The organism is Nostoc sp. DedQUE04, from assembly GCF_034530995.1.
GTDB lineage: Bacteria > Cyanobacteriota > Cyanobacteriia > Cyanobacteriales > Nostocaceae > Nostoc.
On the sequence record NZ_JAVRCA010000051.1, the window covers coordinates 1 to 18,841 of the forward strand.

At 42.5% G+C, this 18,841-nt stretch carries 15 protein-coding genes and 1 pseudogene; 8 read left to right on the plus strand and 8 right to left on the minus strand.

The window, feature by feature from the left end; translation table 11 throughout:
* Positions 1 to 487 precede the first annotated feature (487 nt).
* The 3 genes from RM049_RS27555 to RM049_RS27565 form a co-directional block, all read right to left on the minus strand.
* Complete coding sequence (locus RM049_RS27555; protein ID WP_322706433.1) at positions 488 to 2,869, minus strand: phosphoketolase family protein; 2,382 nt, start codon at positions 2,867 to 2,869, stop codon at positions 488 to 490.
* Between the two features lie 153 nt (positions 2,870 to 3,022).
* The gene (gene rimM / locus RM049_RS27560) at positions 3,023 to 3,631 is read right to left on the minus strand and encodes a ribosome maturation factor RimM (RefSeq protein WP_322706434.1); all 609 of its coding nucleotides are present in this window, start codon (positions 3,629 to 3,631) and stop codon (positions 3,023 to 3,025) included.
* A gap of 100 nt (positions 3,632 to 3,731) precedes the next feature.
* Complete coding sequence (locus RM049_RS27565) at positions 3,732 to 5,015, minus strand: valine--pyruvate transaminase (RefSeq protein ID WP_322706435.1); 1,284 nt, start codon at positions 5,013 to 5,015, stop codon at positions 3,732 to 3,734.
* Positions 5,016 to 5,385: 370 nt separating this feature from the next.
* Between RM049_RS27565 and RM049_RS27570 the strand changes: the two genes are divergently transcribed.
* From RM049_RS27570 to RM049_RS27600, 8 genes and pseudogenes are all read left to right on the plus strand, one after another.
* A complete protein-coding gene (locus RM049_RS27570) occupies positions 5,386 to 6,495 on the plus strand; it encodes an S-(hydroxymethyl)glutathione dehydrogenase/class III alcohol dehydrogenase (protein WP_322706436.1) in 1,110 nt (369 codons plus the stop codon).
* Between the two features lie 428 nt (positions 6,496 to 6,923).
* A complete protein-coding gene (locus tag RM049_RS27575) occupies positions 6,924 to 8,537 on the plus strand; it encodes an NAD(P)H-quinone oxidoreductase subunit 4 (protein WP_322706437.1) in 1,614 nt (537 codons plus the stop codon).
* Positions 8,538 to 8,658: 121 nt separating this feature from the next.
* Positions 8,659 to 9,285 (plus strand): annotated as a pseudogene (locus tag RM049_RS27580) (Uma2 family endonuclease).
* A 26-nt stretch (positions 9,286 to 9,311) separates the two neighbouring features.
* Positions 9,312 to 9,728, plus strand: coding sequence for a XisH family protein (locus tag RM049_RS27585; RefSeq protein ID WP_322706438.1), 417 nt, complete (start codon positions 9,312 to 9,314; stop codon positions 9,726 to 9,728).
* Complete coding sequence (locus RM049_RS39420; protein WP_416212668.1) at positions 9,716 to 9,922, plus strand: element excision factor XisI family protein; 207 nt, start codon at positions 9,716 to 9,718, stop codon at positions 9,920 to 9,922. The genes RM049_RS27585 and RM049_RS39420 overlap by 13 nt, the downstream gene beginning before the upstream one ends.
* Positions 9,838 to 10,074: a XisI protein gene (locus tag RM049_RS27590; RefSeq protein WP_416212669.1), complete on the plus strand. Its 237-nt coding sequence runs from the start codon at positions 9,838 to 9,840 to the stop codon at positions 10,072 to 10,074. Before RM049_RS39420 ends, RM049_RS27590 begins: the two co-directional genes overlap by 85 nt.
* 776 nt (positions 10,075 to 10,850) lie before the next feature.
* Entirely contained in the window at positions 10,851 to 11,444 is a 594-nt protein-coding gene (locus RM049_RS27595; RefSeq protein ID WP_322706439.1) for a DUF4360 domain-containing protein, read from the plus strand.
* A gap of 112 nt (positions 11,445 to 11,556) precedes the next feature.
* The gene (locus tag RM049_RS27600) at positions 11,557 to 12,120 is read left to right on the plus strand and encodes a hypothetical protein (RefSeq protein ID WP_322706440.1); all 564 of its coding nucleotides are present in this window, start codon (positions 11,557 to 11,559) and stop codon (positions 12,118 to 12,120) included.
* Between the two features lie 173 nt (positions 12,121 to 12,293).
* Here RM049_RS27600 and RM049_RS27605 read toward each other — a convergent pair whose 3' ends face one another.
* The 5 genes from RM049_RS27605 to RM049_RS27625 all read right to left on the minus strand — a co-directional run.
* Positions 12,294 to 14,954: a COR domain-containing protein gene (locus RM049_RS27605; protein WP_322706441.1), complete on the minus strand. Its 2,661-nt coding sequence runs from the start codon at positions 14,952 to 14,954 to the stop codon at positions 12,294 to 12,296.
* A gap of 543 nt (positions 14,955 to 15,497) precedes the next feature.
* Positions 15,498 to 16,121, minus strand: coding sequence for a Uma2 family endonuclease (locus tag RM049_RS27610; protein ID WP_322684604.1), 624 nt, complete (start codon positions 16,119 to 16,121; stop codon positions 15,498 to 15,500).
* Positions 16,122 to 16,206: 85 nt separating this feature from the next.
* Entirely contained in the window at positions 16,207 to 17,025 is an 819-nt protein-coding gene (locus RM049_RS27615; protein ID WP_322706457.1) for a type 1 glutamine amidotransferase, read from the minus strand.
* Between the two features lie 96 nt (positions 17,026 to 17,121).
* Positions 17,122 to 18,459, minus strand: coding sequence for a Mur ligase family protein (locus tag RM049_RS27620; protein ID WP_322706442.1), 1,338 nt, complete (start codon positions 18,457 to 18,459; stop codon positions 17,122 to 17,124).
* Between the two features lie 194 nt (positions 18,460 to 18,653).
* Positions 18,654 to 18,841, minus strand: a 188-nt coding sequence (locus tag RM049_RS27625; protein WP_322706443.1) for a hypothetical protein, incomplete at its 5' end; no start/stop codon positions are given.

Here is an 18,841-nt window from a genome sequence, read left to right on the forward strand (position 1 = left end):
CGCCCGAATTCAACAAACGATCGCCCGAATTCAACAAACGATCGCCCGAATTCAACAAACGATCGCCCGAATTCAATAAACGATCGCCCGAATTCAATAAACGATCGCCCGAATTCAATCAACGACTGTTTGAATTTAATATATAACGTGAGTTCGACAGACCTCTCCCGGACAGCCTCCCTTTCCTAAAAAGCGAACGCGTAGCGTCTGGGTAAGGAGAGGGAGTAGAACGCGAGAAAAGAAAAGTTTTTGCTCCCCTCTCCTGGTAGGAGAGGGGCTGGGGAAGAGGTCAAAATAGCACTCGTCGAACTCACGTTAAAGAAAGGCTTGTCGCTTCACAAGGAGAGGGGTGATTCAAGGATTTTTGCAAGAGGTCTATTTATTTCCTATTTAGAACTTACGCAAAACTGCACATTATAGGGGTAATTCATGAATTGCCCCTACCTGAAAATCAAGATTTCGGTTATTGTTTGCGTAAGTCCTCCTATTAATAAGGCCACTTCCAGTCCCGAATTTCCGGCATATCATCGCCGTACTTCTGGATGTATTGCTTATGTTCGATCAGCTTATCTTGCAAATATTGCTTGACATAAGCTGCCCTATATCCCAATTTTGGTACGCGCTCAATTACGTCCATCACTAAATGGAAGCGATCGAGTTCGTTAAGAACAACCATATCAAAGGGGGTGGTGGTAGTTCCCTCTTCCTTGTAGCCGCGCACATGCATCTGCTCGTGGTTAGTATGACGATAGGTTAAGCGATGAATCAACCAAGGATAGCCATGAAAGGCAAAGATAATATGTTTATCGGTGGTGAAAATCGTGTCAAAGTCTTTTGCGCTCAAACCGTGGGGATGTTCGCTTTTTGGCTGTAGTGTCATTAAATCGACTACGTTCACCACTCGCACCTTTAAGTCAGGGAAGTGCTGGCGCAGAATATCCACAGCCGCCAAGGTTTCTAAGGTGGGAATATCCCCAGCACAAGCCATTACTACATCTGGATCGCCGTCTTGGTCGTTGCTTGCCCATTCCCAAATACCGATGCCTTTGGTGCAGTGCTTGATAGCAGCATCCATATTTAGGTATTGCAATGCTGGTTGCTTTCCAGCAACGATAACGTTGACATAGTTACGGCTTCTCAGGCAGTGATCGGTTACTGATAGCAAAGTGTTGGCATCGGGGGGCAAATACACCCGAACGATCTCTGCTTTTTTGTTGATTACATGGTCAATAAAACCGGGGTCTTGGTGGGAGAAACCGTTATGGTCTTGTCGCCAAACGTGAGAAGTGAGTAGGTAATTGAGGGAAGCAATCGGTCTACGCCAGGGAATATGTCTAGTCGTTTTCAACCATTTGGCGTGCTGGTTGAACATCGAGTCAATGATGTGGATAAATGCCTCGTAGCAAGAGAAAAACCCGTGGCGTCCTGTGAGGAGGTAGCCTTCTAACCATCCTTGACAATTAGTTTCGCTGAGAATTTCCATCACCCGACCATCGGGGGAAAGGTGGTCATCTTCGGGGAGGATCTGGGCTGCCCAATCCCGGTCTGTAACTTCTAGCACAGCGCCTAAGCGATTCGATACCGTTTCATCGGGGCCGACGATGCGGAAGTTGCGGCTTTCTTGGTTAAGTTGCATGATATCCCGGAGAAATTTTCCGGCAACTTGGGTAGCTTCAGCGATCGCTTGCCCTGGTTTGAGAACATCTACGGCATACTTTTGAAAGTCGGGCATCTTCAGGTCGCACAGCAAAATACCGCCGTTAGCGTGGGGATTGTCACCCATGCGTCGATGCCCCTTGGGAGCCAGTTCTGCTAGTTCGGGAATTAGTGTGCCGTTAGCGTCGAAGAGTTCTTCTGGTTTGTAACTCTTCATCCAATCTTCTAGGAGTTTCAGGTGTTCTGGCTGTTTGGCGATGTTGCCAAAGGGGACTTGGTGCGATCGCCAAGAACCTTCTGTTTTTTTACCATCTACTTCCTTTGGCCCTGTCCAACCTTTGGGGGTTTTCATGACAATCATCGGCCACTGAGGACGTTCAGTGTAACCATGTACGCGGGCTTCTCTTTGAATGCTTTGAATTTCGGCGATCGCTATATCTAGAGTCGCCGCCATTTGCTGGTGGACATCTGCGGGATCGTCACCTTCGACAAAGTAGGGCTTGTAACCGTAGCCGACAAACAAGCTTTCTAATTCCTCACGGCTAATCCGTGCCAATACTGTTGGGTTAGCAATTTTATATCCATTCAAGTGCAGGATCGGCAGTACAGCCCCATCATGTACGGGGTTAAGAAACTTGTTGGAATGCCAGCTAGTTGCTAAAGCACCTGTTTCGGCTTCGCCATCTCCGACAACAGCAGCAACAATTAAATCAGGGTTATCAAAGGCAGCACCAAAAGCGTGGACGAGGGCATAACCTAATTCCCCGCCTTCGTGGATCGAACCAGGAGTTTCCGGTGCAACGTGGCTGGGAATACCACCAGGGAAAGAGAATTGTTTGAAGAGTTTCTGGATTCCTTCAGCATCCTGGGAGATGTTGTGGTAATACTTAGTGTAAGTTCCTTCTAGATAAGTGTTGGCTACCAGTCCAGGCCCTCCATGACCGGGGCCAGCAATATATATTGTGTTGAGGTCATATTTTTTGATCGCCCGATTCAGGTGAGCATAGATAAAGTTCAACCCTGGCGTTGTTCCCCAATGGCCCAAGAGCCTGGGTTTGACGTGTTCCAGCTTTAGGGGTTCTCTCAGTAGCGGATTGTCCAGTAGATATATTTGCCCAACCGAAAGATAGTTAGCTGCACGCCAGTAGGCGTTTATCTTCCGCAATTCTTCATCAGTTAAAGGCTTTGTTTGTGGAGGACTGGCTAATGTCATTTCGACACTCCATTACAAAAGGATTTTGACGGATTCACCAGTATGTAATCTTACTTATTTTCAAGATGATGGCCATCTAACCGATGATGAATTTTTCAGCCTTTATGACTATCCAGTACAGCATAATTAGCTAGAGATAGATCGAGGAATAACCTAATTATTAATCTCCAATAATCCAGGCGGTGGCGTAATTTCAATACGACCAGATGGCAAGTCTACCACTGGTGCGATCGCTTCTACAAATGGAATCAAAACAGTCTTTTGCCTTTTGTCATTTGTCATTTGTCCTTTGTCATTTGTCATTTGTCCTTTGTCAGTGGTAAAAGATGGGTGTAATTTTACTTCTAGCAAATCATTGCCGGCAGGGATAATGTCTACCACCGTACCTACGAGTTCGCCAGATGCTTGCATAAAGACTTCTAAGCCAATCAAATCGAGGACATGATATTCATCTTCGCCTAATTGGGGGCGATCGCTTGCTGGCACCATTAACTTACAACCGCGTAACGCCTCGGCGCGATCGCAATTTTCCACGCCAGCTAATTTGATTACATACAAATTTTTATTACTGATGTAACGTCCTGTCAATAATTCGATTGGCTGCGGTTCTGTGTCATCTGAACACAACAACCAACGTTTTCCCGGTACTTCAAATCTTTCGGGAAAGTCTGATACAGGATAAACCCGTAATTCTCCAGACAATCCTTGAGGGGCAACAATCTTACCAATTTCTAACCAATTATCTAATTTGTCATTTGTCATTTGTCAGTTGTCATTTGTCATTTGTCATTGGGCATTGGAGAAAAAATTCTTATAACTCCTAACTCCTAACTCTTAACTCCTAACTCCTAACTTTCTCTAATCAGGCAGTCACAGCCGCACGCTGATAAGCTTCTTCGGCCGCTTTTGCTAAACGTTGCATAGCAGTGGCTATCTCTTCATCTGTACCTGTAAGGCTGATGCGGAAACATTGGTGCTTGTGCGCCCACTCTTGGTCTAAACCGGGGAAGAAGGTACTTCCAGGGACAATAATCACACCTACTTGCTTAACTAGCTGGTAAAATTCCCAATCACTCATGGGTAAATCCTGTAACCACAACCAAGCAAAAATTGCTCCTTCACCGCGATGGAGATACCAAGGTAAATCCTTGGGCATCGCTTGTTCTAAGCTGGTTTCTAAAACGGTAAATTTATTTTGGTAAAAGGGACGAATGACAGTGTGAGAAATTTCCACTAGAGCACCAGAATTGATTGCATAAGCTGCGATCGCTTGGCCGTAACGTGAAGAATGGAGACTCATGTTTGCTTGGAAACACTCCAGTACTTCAATCCACTTTTCATCCCCAATAGCTATACCAATTCTTTCTCCTGGTAATCCGGCTTTCGATAAACTCATGCAGTGGAGGATGTTATCACCGAACACTGGTGTCATTTCGGTAAAGTTTAATGCTGGGAAGGGAGGCGCATAAGCTGAGTCAATTAACACGGGTAGATTGTAAGGCGCAGCTAGGGCGGCAATCTTTTTCACCTCATCATCCGTGAGGACGTTACCAGTGGGATTACAGGGGCGAGAGAAGAGAACACAACCCGTATTTTCTGTAATCGTAAGTTGGCTGAAGTCGGGGCGATATTTAAATCGGTGAGCAGCCGCATCAATATCGAGAGTTGGTTTGTAGGCAGTTAAGGCTTTTGGAACTAAGCAGATACCGCCGTAACCTGTGTAATCAGGGCTGAGGGGTAAAACGATTTGTTTTAACTCGCCGCTAGGGGTGTAGCCACCGAAGGTATTGGCAGCGTAGAAGTAGAGGGTTTGACTACCGGGGGTGATGAGGATATTGCGATCGGTTAATTTTAACCCGTAGCGTTTGTTAAAATCGTTGGCGATCGCTTCAACGAATGGTGCATACCCTTGACTTGAACCGTAGCGGCAAACTACCTCACCATATTCTGGACTAGCCAAAAGCTGTGCAGTGCAATCCCGCCATAATTGCTCTACCTCTGGCAAAATCAACGGATTACCAGCACTCAAATTAATAAACTGCTGCCCTGCACCCGCTCGTAATGTTTCGATAATATCCTTCATGATTGCTCTGACGCCAGTCAGGTTGGACATTTGAGCGCCAATTTGAGTTAGGGCAGGGTTCATAAGCTGTGACAAAATATATTAATTTAGGGGTGGACAAATTATTTGGGGTTTGCTGCTGACATCCAGTTTACATCGTTGCCAAAACAGCTGTTGCCGCCTTTAACCAATCTAGCGAGAGAATGACATTTTAACAAAGGTAATAATATTTATCGTTATAGCCGCGATCGTGCTTAGTAGATACTGATGAAGTAATACAAAAGTCTATCATGCGTTCAATGCCTGTGAGCAAACTGGGGAGTAAAGAAGAGAATAGAGTACAGGTTGCAGGGTACAGGTTACAGGGTACAGGGGGAGTAGGGGAGGCAGGGGAAGCAGGGGAAGAAGACAAATGACAAATGACAAATGACAAAACTATACAGGAGCGCTGACATTGGAAGTTAAAGCAGCAGTAGCTTACAGTGCAGGTAAGCCGTTGACGATTGAAACCGTTCAACTATCAGGGCCACAAGCCGGCGAAGTTTTAGTTGAAGTGAAAGCAAGTGGGATTTGCCACACCGACGCTTTTACCTTATCTGGTGACGATCCCGAAGGTTTGTTTCCGGCTATTTTGGGACATGAAGGTGCTGGTGTGGTAGTGGAAGTAGGCGCTGGTGTCACCAGTCTCAAACCAGGCGATCGCGTGATTCCCCTCTACACTCCCGAATGTCGCCAATGCGAATATTGTCTGAGTTTCAAAACTAATCTCTGTCAAGCCATTCGCCTAACTCAAGGACGCGGTGTGATGCCCGATGGCACCAGTCGCTTTAGTATTGATGGGCAGATGATTCATCATTATATGGGTACATCCACTTTTGCTAACTATACGGTGCTGCCAGAAATCGCCTTAGCAAAAATTCGGGAAGATGCTCCCTTTGATAAGGTTTGTTACATTGGCTGCGGTGTGACTACTGGTATTGGTGCAGTCATCAATACTGCCAAGGTGGAACCTGGAGCAAATGTTGTGGTTTTTGGTTTGGGTGGTATTGGCTTAAATGTCATCCAAGGGGCGCGGATGGTAGGGGCAAATATGATTGTCGGGGTAGATATTAATCCCAACAAACGCGCCTTGGCGGAAAAGTTTGGCATGACGCACTTTGTTAATCCCCAGGAAGTAGAAGGTGATTTAGTTCCCTATCTGGTTGATTTAACAAAAGGCGGTGCTGATTACAGCTTTGAATGTATTGGTAATGTCAAAATTATGCGTCAAGCATTAGAATGCTGCCACAAAGGTTGGGGCGTCAGCGTGATTATTGGTGTTGCTGGTGCTGGACAGGAAATCAGTACTCGTCCTTTTCAATTAGTAACTGGGCGCGTTTGGAAAGGTTCAGCATTTGGTGGCGCTAGAGGACGTACAGATGTGCCAAAAATTGTTGATTGGTATATGGAAGGTAAGATAAATATTGATGATTTAATTACCCATGTGATGCCCATTGAGCAAATTAATGATGCTTTTGAATTGATGCACAAAGGTGAATCAATTCGTAGTGTGGTGACTTTTTAGCTGTTAGAGGATGTTTTAAAAGGGTATTTTGCTCTCATAGCTAGCACATTAAAGTATCTCAGTACATAGCTAAACCTTAAATTGGCGTTGCACTTAACCCAATACAGAGGGTTAGGTTTATGACTCAACTTAGAAGCGTAGAGTAAATAGTCCTGACAATTGGGCTGAACCAGAAAATGTAACTGTATTGTAACGGTAGCTTTAGCTACCGTTTTTTGTTGACGTTGCAAAAGTTTACATTTAGAATGGAATCGTCAAAACCCGATAAGTATTTATTCTTATTTTTCCTGAAAATTTGACATTCAATGAGTATATGTTCTTATCTTTGTCAAAAATTTCATCTTCTAGGTTAAAGAATGTTTACAAAAATATTGATTACTTAATATAATTAAATCAAAAGTGATAAGGCAAATTGATTGTCAGAAGTAATGAATGCTATTGAATTTCCCTGGCTAACAGCCATAATCCTCTTACCCTTGGTGGCTACCTTAGCCATCCCCCTAATCCCAGACAAGGAAGGTAGAACTGTGCGGTGGTATGGTCTGGGAGTTGCGATCGCCGACTTTGCACTGATGATTTATGCCTTTTGGTATGAGTACGACTTCCAGAGTTCAAGACTCCAACTTATAGAAAACTATCCTTGGATACCGCAGTTAGGTTTGCATTGGGCTGTGGGGGTTGATGGTTTATCGATGCCCTTACTGCTTCTGACAGGCTTAATCAATACCCTCGCAATATTCGCGGCTTGGAAAGTTAACACCAAGCCGCGATTATTTTATGGTTTGATGTTAGCAATGTACAGCGCCCAGCTTGGGGTATTTGTTGCCCAAGATTTGCTGTTGTTCTTCCTGATGTGGGAAATCGAGTTAGTGCCAGTTTACCTGCTAATTTCCATTTGGGGAGGACAAAACCGCCGTTATGCCGCTACCAAATTTATTCTTTACACCGCTGCTGCATCAATATTTATCTTGATTGCCGGTTTTGCAATGGCATTCTCTGGAGATACCGTCACTTTCGATATGGCGACTCTAGGAATGAAAGAATACCCCAAAACCTTGGAATTGTTGGTTTATGCAGGTTTCTTAATTGCCTTCGGTGTGAAAATGCCGATTTTCCCTTTACACACTTGGCTACCTGATGCCCACGGTGAAGCATCAGCACCCGGTTCAATGATTTTGGCTGGTGTGTTGTTAAAAATGGGTGGTTATGCTCTCATCCGCTTCAATGTGGAAATGTTGCCCAATGCCCATGTGACTTTTGCCCCAGTGTTAGCAGTTTTGGGTGTGGTTAACATTGTCTACGGTGCTTGCTGTGCCTTTGCTCAAACCAATCTCAAACGCCGCTTGGCTTACTCTTCAATTGCCCACATGGGGTTTGTGCTGATTGGGATTGCCTCTTACACAGAGCTTGGTATCAGCGGTGCAGTATTACAGATGGTTTCTCACGGCTTGATTGCTGCTAGCTTGTTCTTCCTGTCTGGCGTGACTTACGATCGCACCCACACCTTGATGATGGATAAAATGGGCGGTATGGCTAAGGTAATGCCCAAAACCTTTGCTCTGTTTACCATTGGTTCAATGGCTTCTCTGGCTTTACCCGGAATGAGTGGTTTTGTGGGTGAGTTGATGGTGTTTCTGGGTATCGCCAGCAGTGATGTTTACAGTTCCAGCTTCAAAATTGTAGTCGTGCTGCTGTCAGCAGTTGGCGTGATTTTGACACCGATTTATTTACTGTCAATGCTGCGTCAAGTGTTCTACGGGGAGCAAAATAAAGAGTTGCACTTGGATGCTGTAATCTCTGATGTCAAACCCCGCGAAATATTTATTACCGCTTGTTTGCTACTGCCAATCATCGGAATCGGGTTTTATCCCAAATTAGCAACGCAGACTTATGATGTGAAAGCAGTAGAATTAGTCGCCCATGCTCGTCAAGTTCTACCAGTTGTTGCTCATCAACAACCAGCAAGTCTGTACTCACGTATTTTCTCCGCACCAACATTGGCTACTTCTCAAGTTGAAAGTTCGATTAATATTTCTGAGTAAATTAATTTCCCATTAAGGGGTCTGCAAGTAAATTCTAAATTTGAAGGGGTGGTTTTGTAACCACCCCTAAAATTTTGCCAAGATATATCCTAAATACAGGTGAAGCCCCAAAATATTAATTATGACCATTAACTTACCTATAGCCATAGAAATTATACCAATGGTCTTGCAATTGCAACCTGCGATCGCATTAACTGACGACCAGTTTTATGAATTTTGTCAGCTAAACCGCGACTTTCGCATTGAACGTAATGCTGCTGGAGAATTAGTGATTATGCCCCCTACTGGTTCCGAAACCGAGCAACATAACTTTGATATTATTGTTCAGTTGGGTATTTGGACAAAGCAAGATGGTACAGGTGTAGGATTTGGTTCCAGTGGTGGGTTTACTTTGTCTAATGGTGCAGTCCGTAGGCGTAGCCCGTCGTAGACATCGCCCGATGCAGCATGGATAAAACGCGATCGCTGGGAAGCGATACCACCAGAACTGCGAAAAAAATTTGCACCGATTTGTCCTGATTTTGTAATTGAATTGCGTTCTGAAACTGATAATTTGCGAATTTTGCAAGACAAGATGCAAGAGTATATTGATAATAGCACTCAACTTGGTTGGTTAATTGATAGAAAACAACGCCGAGTTTTTATTTATCGTCCTAATATTGCGGTTGAACAATTAGATAATCCAAAAACGCTTAATGGTGAATTTTTGCTAGCTGGGTTTGTTTTGGATTTAAGTCATATTTGGTAAGGAAGAAATACAAATGTAAGGAATCTATGGCAGCGAAAGACATATTCCATGATGCAGTAAGACGCGCTTTGGAGAAAGAGGGTTGGCTCATCACTAATGACCCGCTTTTCCTCCGTTTTGGTGGTTTGGATATGTACATCGGCCTTGGTGCAGAGAAAGTTTTAGCAGCTGAACGAAATCAAGAAAAAATTGCGGTTGAAGTTAAAAGCTTTGTTGCTCCATCTACTACAACTGAATTTAGTACTGCTTTAGGACAGTATCTCAAATATCAATTAGCACTTGAAGAAGAACAACCTGAGAGACTTTTATATTTAGCAGTTCCTTTAGACACCTATCGTTCTTTTTTTACCTTAGAACTGCCACGCTTATTAATCCAACGTTATCAAGTTCGGCTGATTGTTTTCGATCCAGAAGAGGAGGCGATCGTGAAATGGCAAAAGTAGAAGAGTACCGTCAACTTATTCAAGAACTGTTGCTAGCTTACAGTGAAATCAAAGCCAGCAACGAAGAAGTCGAAGCAGAAGTTATTTTTGATAGAGAACGCGTTGGGCTTTGCCCCGCCGTAGGCATCGATATCAACTTGTTCATGCAGGGTGGTCAAATAAGCGCCGTGTATATGGCTGTGTTTTGCATCTAGATATTAAAAACGAAAAAATTTGGATTCAACACGATGGTACTGAAGGAGGTATCACCAATGACCTTATTAGTCGAGGTATACCTAAAAAAGACATAGTTTTGGCTTTTCATTCCCCCTTTAAACGACAATTTACCGAGTTTGCTGTTGGTTAATAATTCCAATCTTTATGAGTTAACCCTCATTTCACCGTAGATTGTGAAAAGATTATAGTTAAAGCAGGTGAAGTAGCCACAAAGCCATTATAACCACCAACTTACCTGTAGTCACAGAAATTATACCAATGGTTTTGCAATTGCAACCTGCGATCGCCATGACCGACGATCAATTTTACGAGTTTTGTCAGTATTTCCTCACAAGTTCTTCACATTCTCTTTCATCAGATATCTAATATAAGGACAAACGACATATACATCTCTGTAGTTTTAAGATTATTTTTATTGATATTCCAGTAAATTCCAATCTGAATACTGGCAAGATTTAAGTTTTAATAAGCACCGTATTCCCTCACAAGTTCCTCATATTCTTTTTGTAAATTCAGGATAGAGACACTTAACTATTGCATGAATTAGCTTGAGAGTTTACACCTTCTTGTGTTGGGGTATTTCGGCAAAAGCTAGACTGCCTCTTTTCTTAGCGAAGGTATTGAAGCTTAATTCTACTTTTGCATCTATAGGAGAGTTCTCTCATGGATTTTACAGAGAAAGTGCCATTTTTTAATCTCAAGACTTTAGGCTATTACAGGTGAGTCCTATGTAGGTGATGCTATACCTACACTAAGTTAATTCTTGCCACAGTTAAAAACGATTTAGTTTCTAAATAAAGTAAACCTTCTAGAGATTTATCCTGCACTAGTTAAATAGTTGGGGGAGATGCATTTTGACTGCATTTTCCATGAAAAAACAACTTTAACAACATAGGTAGAATCAATATGAATTTTAAACAATTTGGTCTATTACTGTCTCTAACTACAATTCTTGGAATCAACGCGATCGCGAACAAGGCTTTGGCTGATGAGCCGAGTATTACTTTTGGAGATGCACTCGGTTCTGGTGGATGTAGTGTTGCCGATCAGCTTCCTGGAGATGATGGTAGAAGCTTATCGATCGTCTTGGATAACTTTAGTGCATTCAATGGTCAACGTCAAAAGTGTATTTTACGCGTTCAAACTTTTATTCCAAGTGGTTTCATCGTCCAAGATGTACAAGTACTGTACCAAGGAACTACTGATATTGATAGCAAGAGTAAAGGTACCAGCTTAAACAGAACTTATAGCTTTAGTGGTGGTGCTCTCGGTCAAGCCGTAGCTCCTCCTAAAACTAGCAAGTTTACATCTAGTAAGGCATTTGCGGAGCAAGATGAGATTACTGTTCTAGCTGCTACAGGTTTATGTAGTGGTGGTGGGCAAGGACTATTAGGTATTAATATGATTGCACAATCCTCACGAGGAAGTTCTATTTTCGTTGATACAGCCGATCTCAATGCTGGGGATGTAAGGCTTTATTTTGACCTAAAACGTTGTTAGTCCTGGCTTTTAGCGATTCTGCGCATGGATGGTGATACACCGCACTAAATTTGGAATTTGGTGGTCTTCAATGAGTGATGGGTCTAAATCCCCCACTCATTGAATCTACCGAATGTATTCTTCTTTAAGATTACAAATTTCTGTTGACGGAGAGGAAGTTATGTTGAGATTAAGTGATGCACGTAATTTTTTCATATTAATGTGCTTGTTTTTTTTCTGTTATAATGCCAATTCATCTAGCACCGCTGTTGCAATAGATAACCAGCCAAACTTTTTGGTTAATAAGAGATGTAATATAACTTTCAATCCGCAAATAAATCAGTTTACACTTGGCTCTAATATAACTGTAAACGCACAATCGCCAAGGGCTAGATGTATCGTTAGAATTAATACTTCTAATACTCAAAAGCAATTTAGACTCGTGCCTTTAGCTGTAAAAGGTGTAGTCAAGAACGCACCAGCACAAATAGCTATCTCATCATTTTTACTTGGCGATGAACCAACTCCATATCAAATGATGTATAGAAGTGCGATGAATTTTGATTTGACTAATCAAATACCTCCAACTAACTATACAACTACAGGAAAAAGTGTTTTAGGCATTAATTTAGTATTAATGACGAACGGAGGAGAATTAGAGTTGACAGAGCTAAAGTTTGCACTTCAACAACAATAAAATGTGGTTTTAGTGCTGGTGGCTCCTTCAGGAAAAAGGTGAAGAACATTAAGATGTTGGGGTGGTGCGATCGCTTGTGAGTCAGAATGAAAACATAAATTTATCATTCCAGTTTCTAGTAAAACAAGCTGGTATTTAGGCGGTGAATTTTACTTTTCAGTCTGATTCTTTGTTTAAGCATCTATGAAACCCTTGGTGGCTGCTATGACAATGCTGACAGCAGGATGATCAACAGCTTTTTCCAGAGCTTCTGATCCTGCTTCTTTCAGGGCATTGATAATTCGAGCTTTCAATTTTGGCTTCTGTTCTATTTCCTCTACTGCTTTGACGCCAACTACCGCAGTACTAGAATATTGTTGTGACAGTTGATCTAAAAGTTCTTTAATATCTTTTGCAGCTTGTGCCAAGTTTTGCGAGTTGTAGATTTGAGTGCCGATTTTATCACCCATGACTTTATCGCCACCAACGTTATCCCCAAAGCCGTATTGATTTACTGTTGACACTGAATTATTTTCCTTTTGACGAATTTGATTTTGTTGTTCTTGAACTTGATTTATGTTGATATATATAGATGGTATTTGCCAAAATTTAAGATGATTTCCTTCAACCCTGAACTGTTCGTTATCCCGATCTATCACATCATCAATTAAACTCAAAACATTCACTTTTTCAAAGCTAGTATCACATTCGACATCGTATTTTTGTTTAGCAAAGCGATTTCTTAAATTTTCAAGCTTATAAAAATGTGGGTCTTGGCTCTCTTTGCAGGTGTGGCAATTACAGGGGATTAACTTGTTGTACTTCAGTCGCTGGTACGAATCATGAATTTTATCAAGTTCATGTGTAATTATGGTCATCAAATCTCTTTTTTGACGACCTGAAACTCGAATTTTAATTTCCCGCTTGCCGTAATGTTCAATCACCTCCGCTTTCGTCTGATCTTTGCTGAGAACAACGCCGCTTTTCCAAACACATCGCTGTTCATTAATCAATTCATGCATAACGACGATAAACTGAGTCATGATACCCTTGGGCATGAACTCGTAAGTGTAACGCAGAATCAGATTATTGATTTCATCCCAGTCATAGCGGGGTTGATTGGCAGATAATAATTGCGGCGCAATGTAAGTTCCCTGATTTCTAGGAATTTCGTAGCAGAGTTTGAAGTTAATCATTAACCGCAAAAGCTCATCCTGCATCGTAACGTATTCGTCTTCACACCAGATGTTTGCCAAGTCAGATAGTGTAAACTTGCCAAGATTGCGAATCACTGTTTCATTATCCAGTACCTTATAAACTGCATCAGTGCCCCACTTGGGTTTAAGGATGACGGTATTTTTCAAAAGTGGGTCGTCTTGGAAATGCAAACATACTCCCAAATCGTGTAGGTAGCCACTCAACTGCAACTTGTCTTTTATTTGAGTAAACCCATTTTCTTGGCAAATGTTCAGGTATTGATTTAAGCTGATGTGGTTTTGTAGATCGCTTTCTAAGACTTCTCGAACTCTAACCCAGGTTTTTGGAAGTGGACTACCGATGTGAGGTAAAGAGGTGATGTAATGTTTAATGTTTCGCAGGATATCCTCTAAACCTCGGTTTGTTTTGAGATTGCTTGCCAGAGCCTCTTTCAGATTGGTAAATTGCCCGCGTAGCTGACGTTCATTAATTTCTCGGCGGCGGTCGTGCTTCTCATTTTTAAGAATTAGTAGCGGACTGTTATCGCTCAATAGTTCCACCACATTTAGCCAGTAATAAAAATCCGTGTCTTCATTGCGGGTATCTGCTACCAAAATGTAGAGGGAACGCTTGGTGAGAAAAAACTGGTGAGTGGTATGGTAAATCTCTTGCCCCCCAAAGTCCCAAATGTTGACTCGAAATTCTCGTCCATCTTCCATTGGAAAACCCCACTGGATAACTTCAATTCCCTTGGTAGAGTCTTCCTCTCGGAGTTGATAATTTGGATCTTCAATCTTTCTCGCCAGTGTTGTTTTCCCTGCTCCACCTTCGCCGACAATCAGTAATTTTGCCTCATATAGATAATCTGTACCTTCTGTTTTCACTTGTCGGAAATAATCTTTAATCGCCTGAATACCTTTTGCAACAACTTCTAGCGGTGGCTCTTTGATAGGATTGTTTTTTAAATTTAGAAAGATAAGCTGTTGCAGGTGGGTGATAGCTTCTGGTATTCTCGTTAATTTGTTGCCGCTCAAATCCAGGCTAGTTAAGTTTTGCAGGCGGATGATAGATTCTGGTATCATCGTCAATCCGTTCCCGCTTAAATACAGCCGCGTTAAGTTTTGCAGGTGGATGATAGCTTCTGGTATTCTCGTTAATTTATTGCTGCTCAAATCCAAGCTAGTTAAGTTTTGCAGGCGGGTGATAGATTCTGGTATCATCGTCAATCCGTTTCCGCTTAAATACAGCCGCGTTAAGTTTTGCAGGTGGTTGATAGCTTCTGGTATCCTCGTTAATTTGTTGCCACTTAAATCCAACCGCGTTAAGTTTTGCAGGCGGGTGATAGATTCTGGTATCGTCGTCAATGCGTTCCCGCTCAAATCTAAGCTAGTTAGGTTTTGCAGGTGGGTGATAGATTCTGGTATTGTCGTCAATGCGTTCCCGCTCAAATCCACGCTAGTTAAGTTTTGCAGGCGGGTGATGGATTCTGGTATCGTAGTTATTTGGTTGTGACCTAAATATAAAACTTCCAACCATTCCAATGCAAACACCCCAGCAGGAATTTCAGTTAAACTGTGGAATGTTAAATCTACTTGTTTTAGCCGTCTCTCTTTTGCTTCTCGGATTTTTTCAAGGAAATGTTGAGGCGTGTTAGCCATACTGAGATTCACCTGTCAACGAAAGTTATATATAATGCTTCTGATTCGCTGGACAATCTCGCAACTACTTATATTTTGCACTAATCCCAACAACCACCACAGGTTTTAGTCCATTTGAGTGGCTTTGGCTATTGGTTCCTGGAACTTCGAGTTTTAGGCGATCGCGGCTACTAATTGAGAATGCTACAAGATATCAAAGCAATTTATTATCTTGTGTAACACTACATGAGCGCTAATGATTTTTACGGAATCTAAAAATAATTTATCATTACCAATGGCTCAGATTAGCTTGTAAACGAGTCTTTAATACTCATTAATGGGGCTATGAACTCCGTTAATGAGTCTTTGATACTCGTGAATGAGTCTTTGATACTCGCGGACGAGTCTTTTATACTCGCCGATGAGTCTTTGATACTCGCCGATGAGTCTTTGATACTCGCGGACGAGTCTTTTATACTCGCCGATGAGTCTTTGATACTCGCAGACGAGTCTTTGATACTCGCCGATGAGTCTTTGATACTCTTTTACTTTTTTAGCCCTTGTTTACGCGACTTCTCCAGCCCGAAAAATCTGTTCAGCAGTTAAATTCAACTCTGGGAACGCTGGCGACTGAATATGGTCATTTCCCCTAAATTGTCTAACCTGATACTCACCTTCAATTAGTTGGTAAATCGAGATAGTTGGTTGTTTAGGATTGCCAATAAACCGCCTACCACCTAAACCTAGATAATCTACAATCCAATATTCAGGAATGCCCAAAGACTCGTAATCTTCTAGCTTCAAAGCATAATCATCGCTCCAGTTGGTTGAAACAACTTCTACAACTAACTTGACTGAACTACCCCGCGTAATAATAGATTCTTTTTTCCAGCGTGGTTCATTGCTGAGAGCTTGTCTATCAAGAACAATGACATCTGGTTCATAACCGGAATCAGTATTAAGTGACTTGATGACACATTCTTTAGGGATAAACCAAGGGATTGACAAACGGGCGATTTCAATAAACAAAGAACCATTTATAAACCCAGCTATCTCTGAGTGCTTCCCTCTTGGCTTAGGCATTTCAACAATTATCCCATCATGTAGTTCATAACGCCTGTCTGAAGATTCGGGATACCAGGCGATAAATTCATCAAATGTTACTTGTTTGGTTAAGGCTTGAGTCATACTTTGCCCTTTTGCTTGATGTCAAATTTGACCCCTCTCCAAACCTCTCCCCGACACGGAGAGAGGCTTAATCAGCGAACTGAGGTTAAACTTTCGCCGCCGCAGCACTTGGTAAACTGACTTTCAATCGCTTAAACATCGCTTCTCGTGCTTGTATGGCGAGACTATCGTCAAAAGGTTTTAAGGTAATTTCCTGCTGATACTTTAGCCGCAGCGCTGTTTGAATTAACCAATCGGCGACGAAGGGATTTTTTGGTAACAATGGCCCGTGAGAATAAGTAGCGATCGCATTCTGATAAAATGCTCCTTCTGTCCCATCTTCACCATTATTTCCCAAACCGTACACCACTCGCCCCAAAGCTTCCACTTTTCCCAGTTTGGTGCGTCCGCCGTGATTTTCAAAGCCTACCAAATACGGTGTGCTACCTGTCATCTCTTTTAAATCTCGTGCTAGACGTGAGGCTGTCACTTCAATTACCAAGTTACCAATACAGCGCTTAGTATTTTCACCAGGATGCACAGAAACTAAATCGAGTATTCCCAAACCATCAATCCGTTGTCCCAAGCCTGGTTCATAATAATGTCCCAGTAATTGAGGTGAACCACAAGTAAATACTCCTGGTGTACCATTTTCAATTTTTTCGCGCATTGCATCAGCTTTCGCACCCTGCAAATCACGCATGACTATTTCTTGCTGACGATCTTGTGCGCCACCACCCACGATTACATCTACAGTTTTAATATCTGCGGCTGTGGAATTTTGATCCAGGGGTAACACTTTAACATCGTATCCCCGCCACTCGGCGCGACGTTCTATAGTAATTACATTACCGCGATCGCCATAAGTACTCATCAGCGTCGGATAAAGCCAACCAATTGTTAATTCCAAATTTTGAGAACTCACATTCATAATTCGTAATTCGTAATTCGTAATTCGTAATTGGATTAGGTGTTGGGAACTGGGTAATGGGAAAAATTTCTCTCATTCCCACTACCAAATTTACAGAATTTTCCGACCAGTCAGAACTTCTCGCACTTCTAGCATGGCTGAGTAGGTAGGTAAAATATGCAGAGTTTCATTCTCTGGTGTATGCTCTAATGCAGTAGCGATCGCTTGTCGCAAATCTTCTTCGACTATTAAATTTAAGTTAGTCTCAGGGTGCTTTTGGCTGTAACGTAGACGTAGTGCCATATCGTAGACGCGATCGCCACTTACTACTAAAGTCCCGCCGCGTTCGACTAGTTTCTCGGTATCCACGTCCCAAATCCAGGATACATCAGTGCCATCGGGCGTGCGATCGTTCAATACCAGCAGTGTGGTTTTATCTGTGCTTTGAGTAACTACGCGAATGGTTTCATTCGTTCCCACAGGATTTTTTGATAACAATATTCGCACTCGTTTACCGTTAATTACTAAATCTTCAGCCCGACCAAAAGCAGCTTGGAAGTTGTTAATAGTATCTCTGATTGTTGCTTCATCAACTCCCAACTCAATAGCCGCAGTTGCAGCCGCCAAAGTATTATATTTGTTGTATAAACCAACCAGAATTTGCGACCATTCACTACTTTCCAGAGTCGGTTTACTTTTACTAAAACCACACTTGGGACAAGTAAAATCTCCCAAATGAGACAAATAAACACCCTTGTAATCTAGGGAATGTCCACATTTTGGACAATAAATAGAATCAACAGCGTGAGGAATAGCTTCTAGATAATGTTCTGGTTCATTCAAGCCAAAGAATAACACCCGTTGAGGTAACTGCTGACCAAGGTTAGATAAAGTTGGGTCATCAGCATTGGGAATTACCACTGTTTCTGCTGGTAGGGTAGAAATAACTTTTGTCCAACGCTTACTAATTGTATCTACTTCGCCGTACCGATCGAGTTGGTCGCGGAACAAGTTTAAACAGAGAATGATTCGCGGCTGGAGTGGCGCTAATACTTTCGGTACAATATTTTCGTCAACTTCTAAAATGGCGTAATCAGTATTTAGCGTGCCTAGTAAGTTGGTGCTTTCTAACAGCGCTGTCATCAGGCCATTTTCTAGATTTGCACCTGTAGAATTATGAGTGACACGAAAACCCTTGCGTTCTAGGATTGTGCATAAAAGCAGCGCTGTAGTGGTTTTGCCGTTAGTACCAGCAATTAAAATCACTCCGTTTTTAACTTGCTGACTCAATAATTGTAAAAGTCTGGGTTCAATGCGACGAGCAATCGAGCCTGGTAATACACTAGCAGCACCCAGACGGAGCGATCGCACTATAAAGGTCACACTCTTTGCCACTGACACCGCGAAACCCAATCGCAGTCTATCTATGAATTGTATTTTCTTTCCCATATCTGTACCCTAGTTTTCTGGTGGTTGCTAATTGATAGTCTTTAAATTACAAATTTAATCTTGTGAGTCTAGCGAATCCTGGGTAAAAAAGCCAGCCTCAAAATCAAGATGGAGGAAATGAGGGGCAGGGGGGCAGGGGGGTAGAGGGGCAGGGAGGCAGGGGGAGCAGGGGGAGCAGAGGGAGAGAAAAAACCTTAATTAACTGAACTGTATTGGGGCAGGGGGCAGTTAGAATCTCGTTCATCCATATCAGAACTCCGTTCATCCACCTCTGAACTGGATTCATCCACCTCTGAACTCCGTTCATCCACCTCGGAACTGGATTCATCCATATCAGAACTCCGTTCATCCACCTCGGAACTGGATTCATCCACCTCTGAAC

Bases quoted from the DNA above. Each gene is read 5' to 3' on its own strand.
- RM049_RS27605 (WP_322706441.1), bottom strand. From the start codon at position 14,954: ATGGCTAACACGCCTCAACATTTCCTTGAAAAAATCCGAGAAGCAAAA.
- RM049_RS27610 (WP_322684604.1), bottom strand. From the start codon at position 16,121: ATGACTCAAGCCTTAACCAAACAAGTAACATTTGATGAATTTATCGCC.
- rimM (WP_322706434.1), bottom strand. From the start codon at position 3,631: ATGACAAATGACAAATTAGATAATTGGTTAGAAATTGGTAAGATTGTT.
- RM049_RS27620 (WP_322706442.1), bottom strand. From the start codon at position 18,459: ATGGGAAAGAAAATACAATTCATAGATAGACTGCGATTGGGTTTCGCG.
- RM049_RS27585 (WP_322706438.1), top strand. From the start codon at position 9,312: ATGGCAGCGAAAGACATATTCCATGATGCAGTAAGACGCGCTTTGGAG.
- RM049_RS27565 (WP_322706435.1), bottom strand. From the start codon at position 5,015: ATGAACCCTGCCCTAACTCAAATTGGCGCTCAAATGTCCAACCTGACT.
- RM049_RS39420 (WP_416212668.1), top strand. From the start codon at position 9,716: ATGGCAAAAGTAGAAGAGTACCGTCAACTTATTCAAGAACTGTTGCTA.
- RM049_RS27575 (WP_322706437.1), top strand. From the start codon at position 6,924: ATGAATGCTATTGAATTTCCCTGGCTAACAGCCATAATCCTCTTACCC.
- RM049_RS27555 (WP_322706433.1), bottom strand. From the start codon at position 2,869: ATGACATTAGCCAGTCCTCCACAAACAAAGCCTTTAACTGATGAAGAA.
- RM049_RS27600 (WP_322706440.1), top strand. From the start codon at position 11,557: ATGTATTCTTCTTTAAGATTACAAATTTCTGTTGACGGAGAGGAAGTT.
- RM049_RS27595 (WP_322706439.1), top strand. From the start codon at position 10,851: ATGAATTTTAAACAATTTGGTCTATTACTGTCTCTAACTACAATTCTT.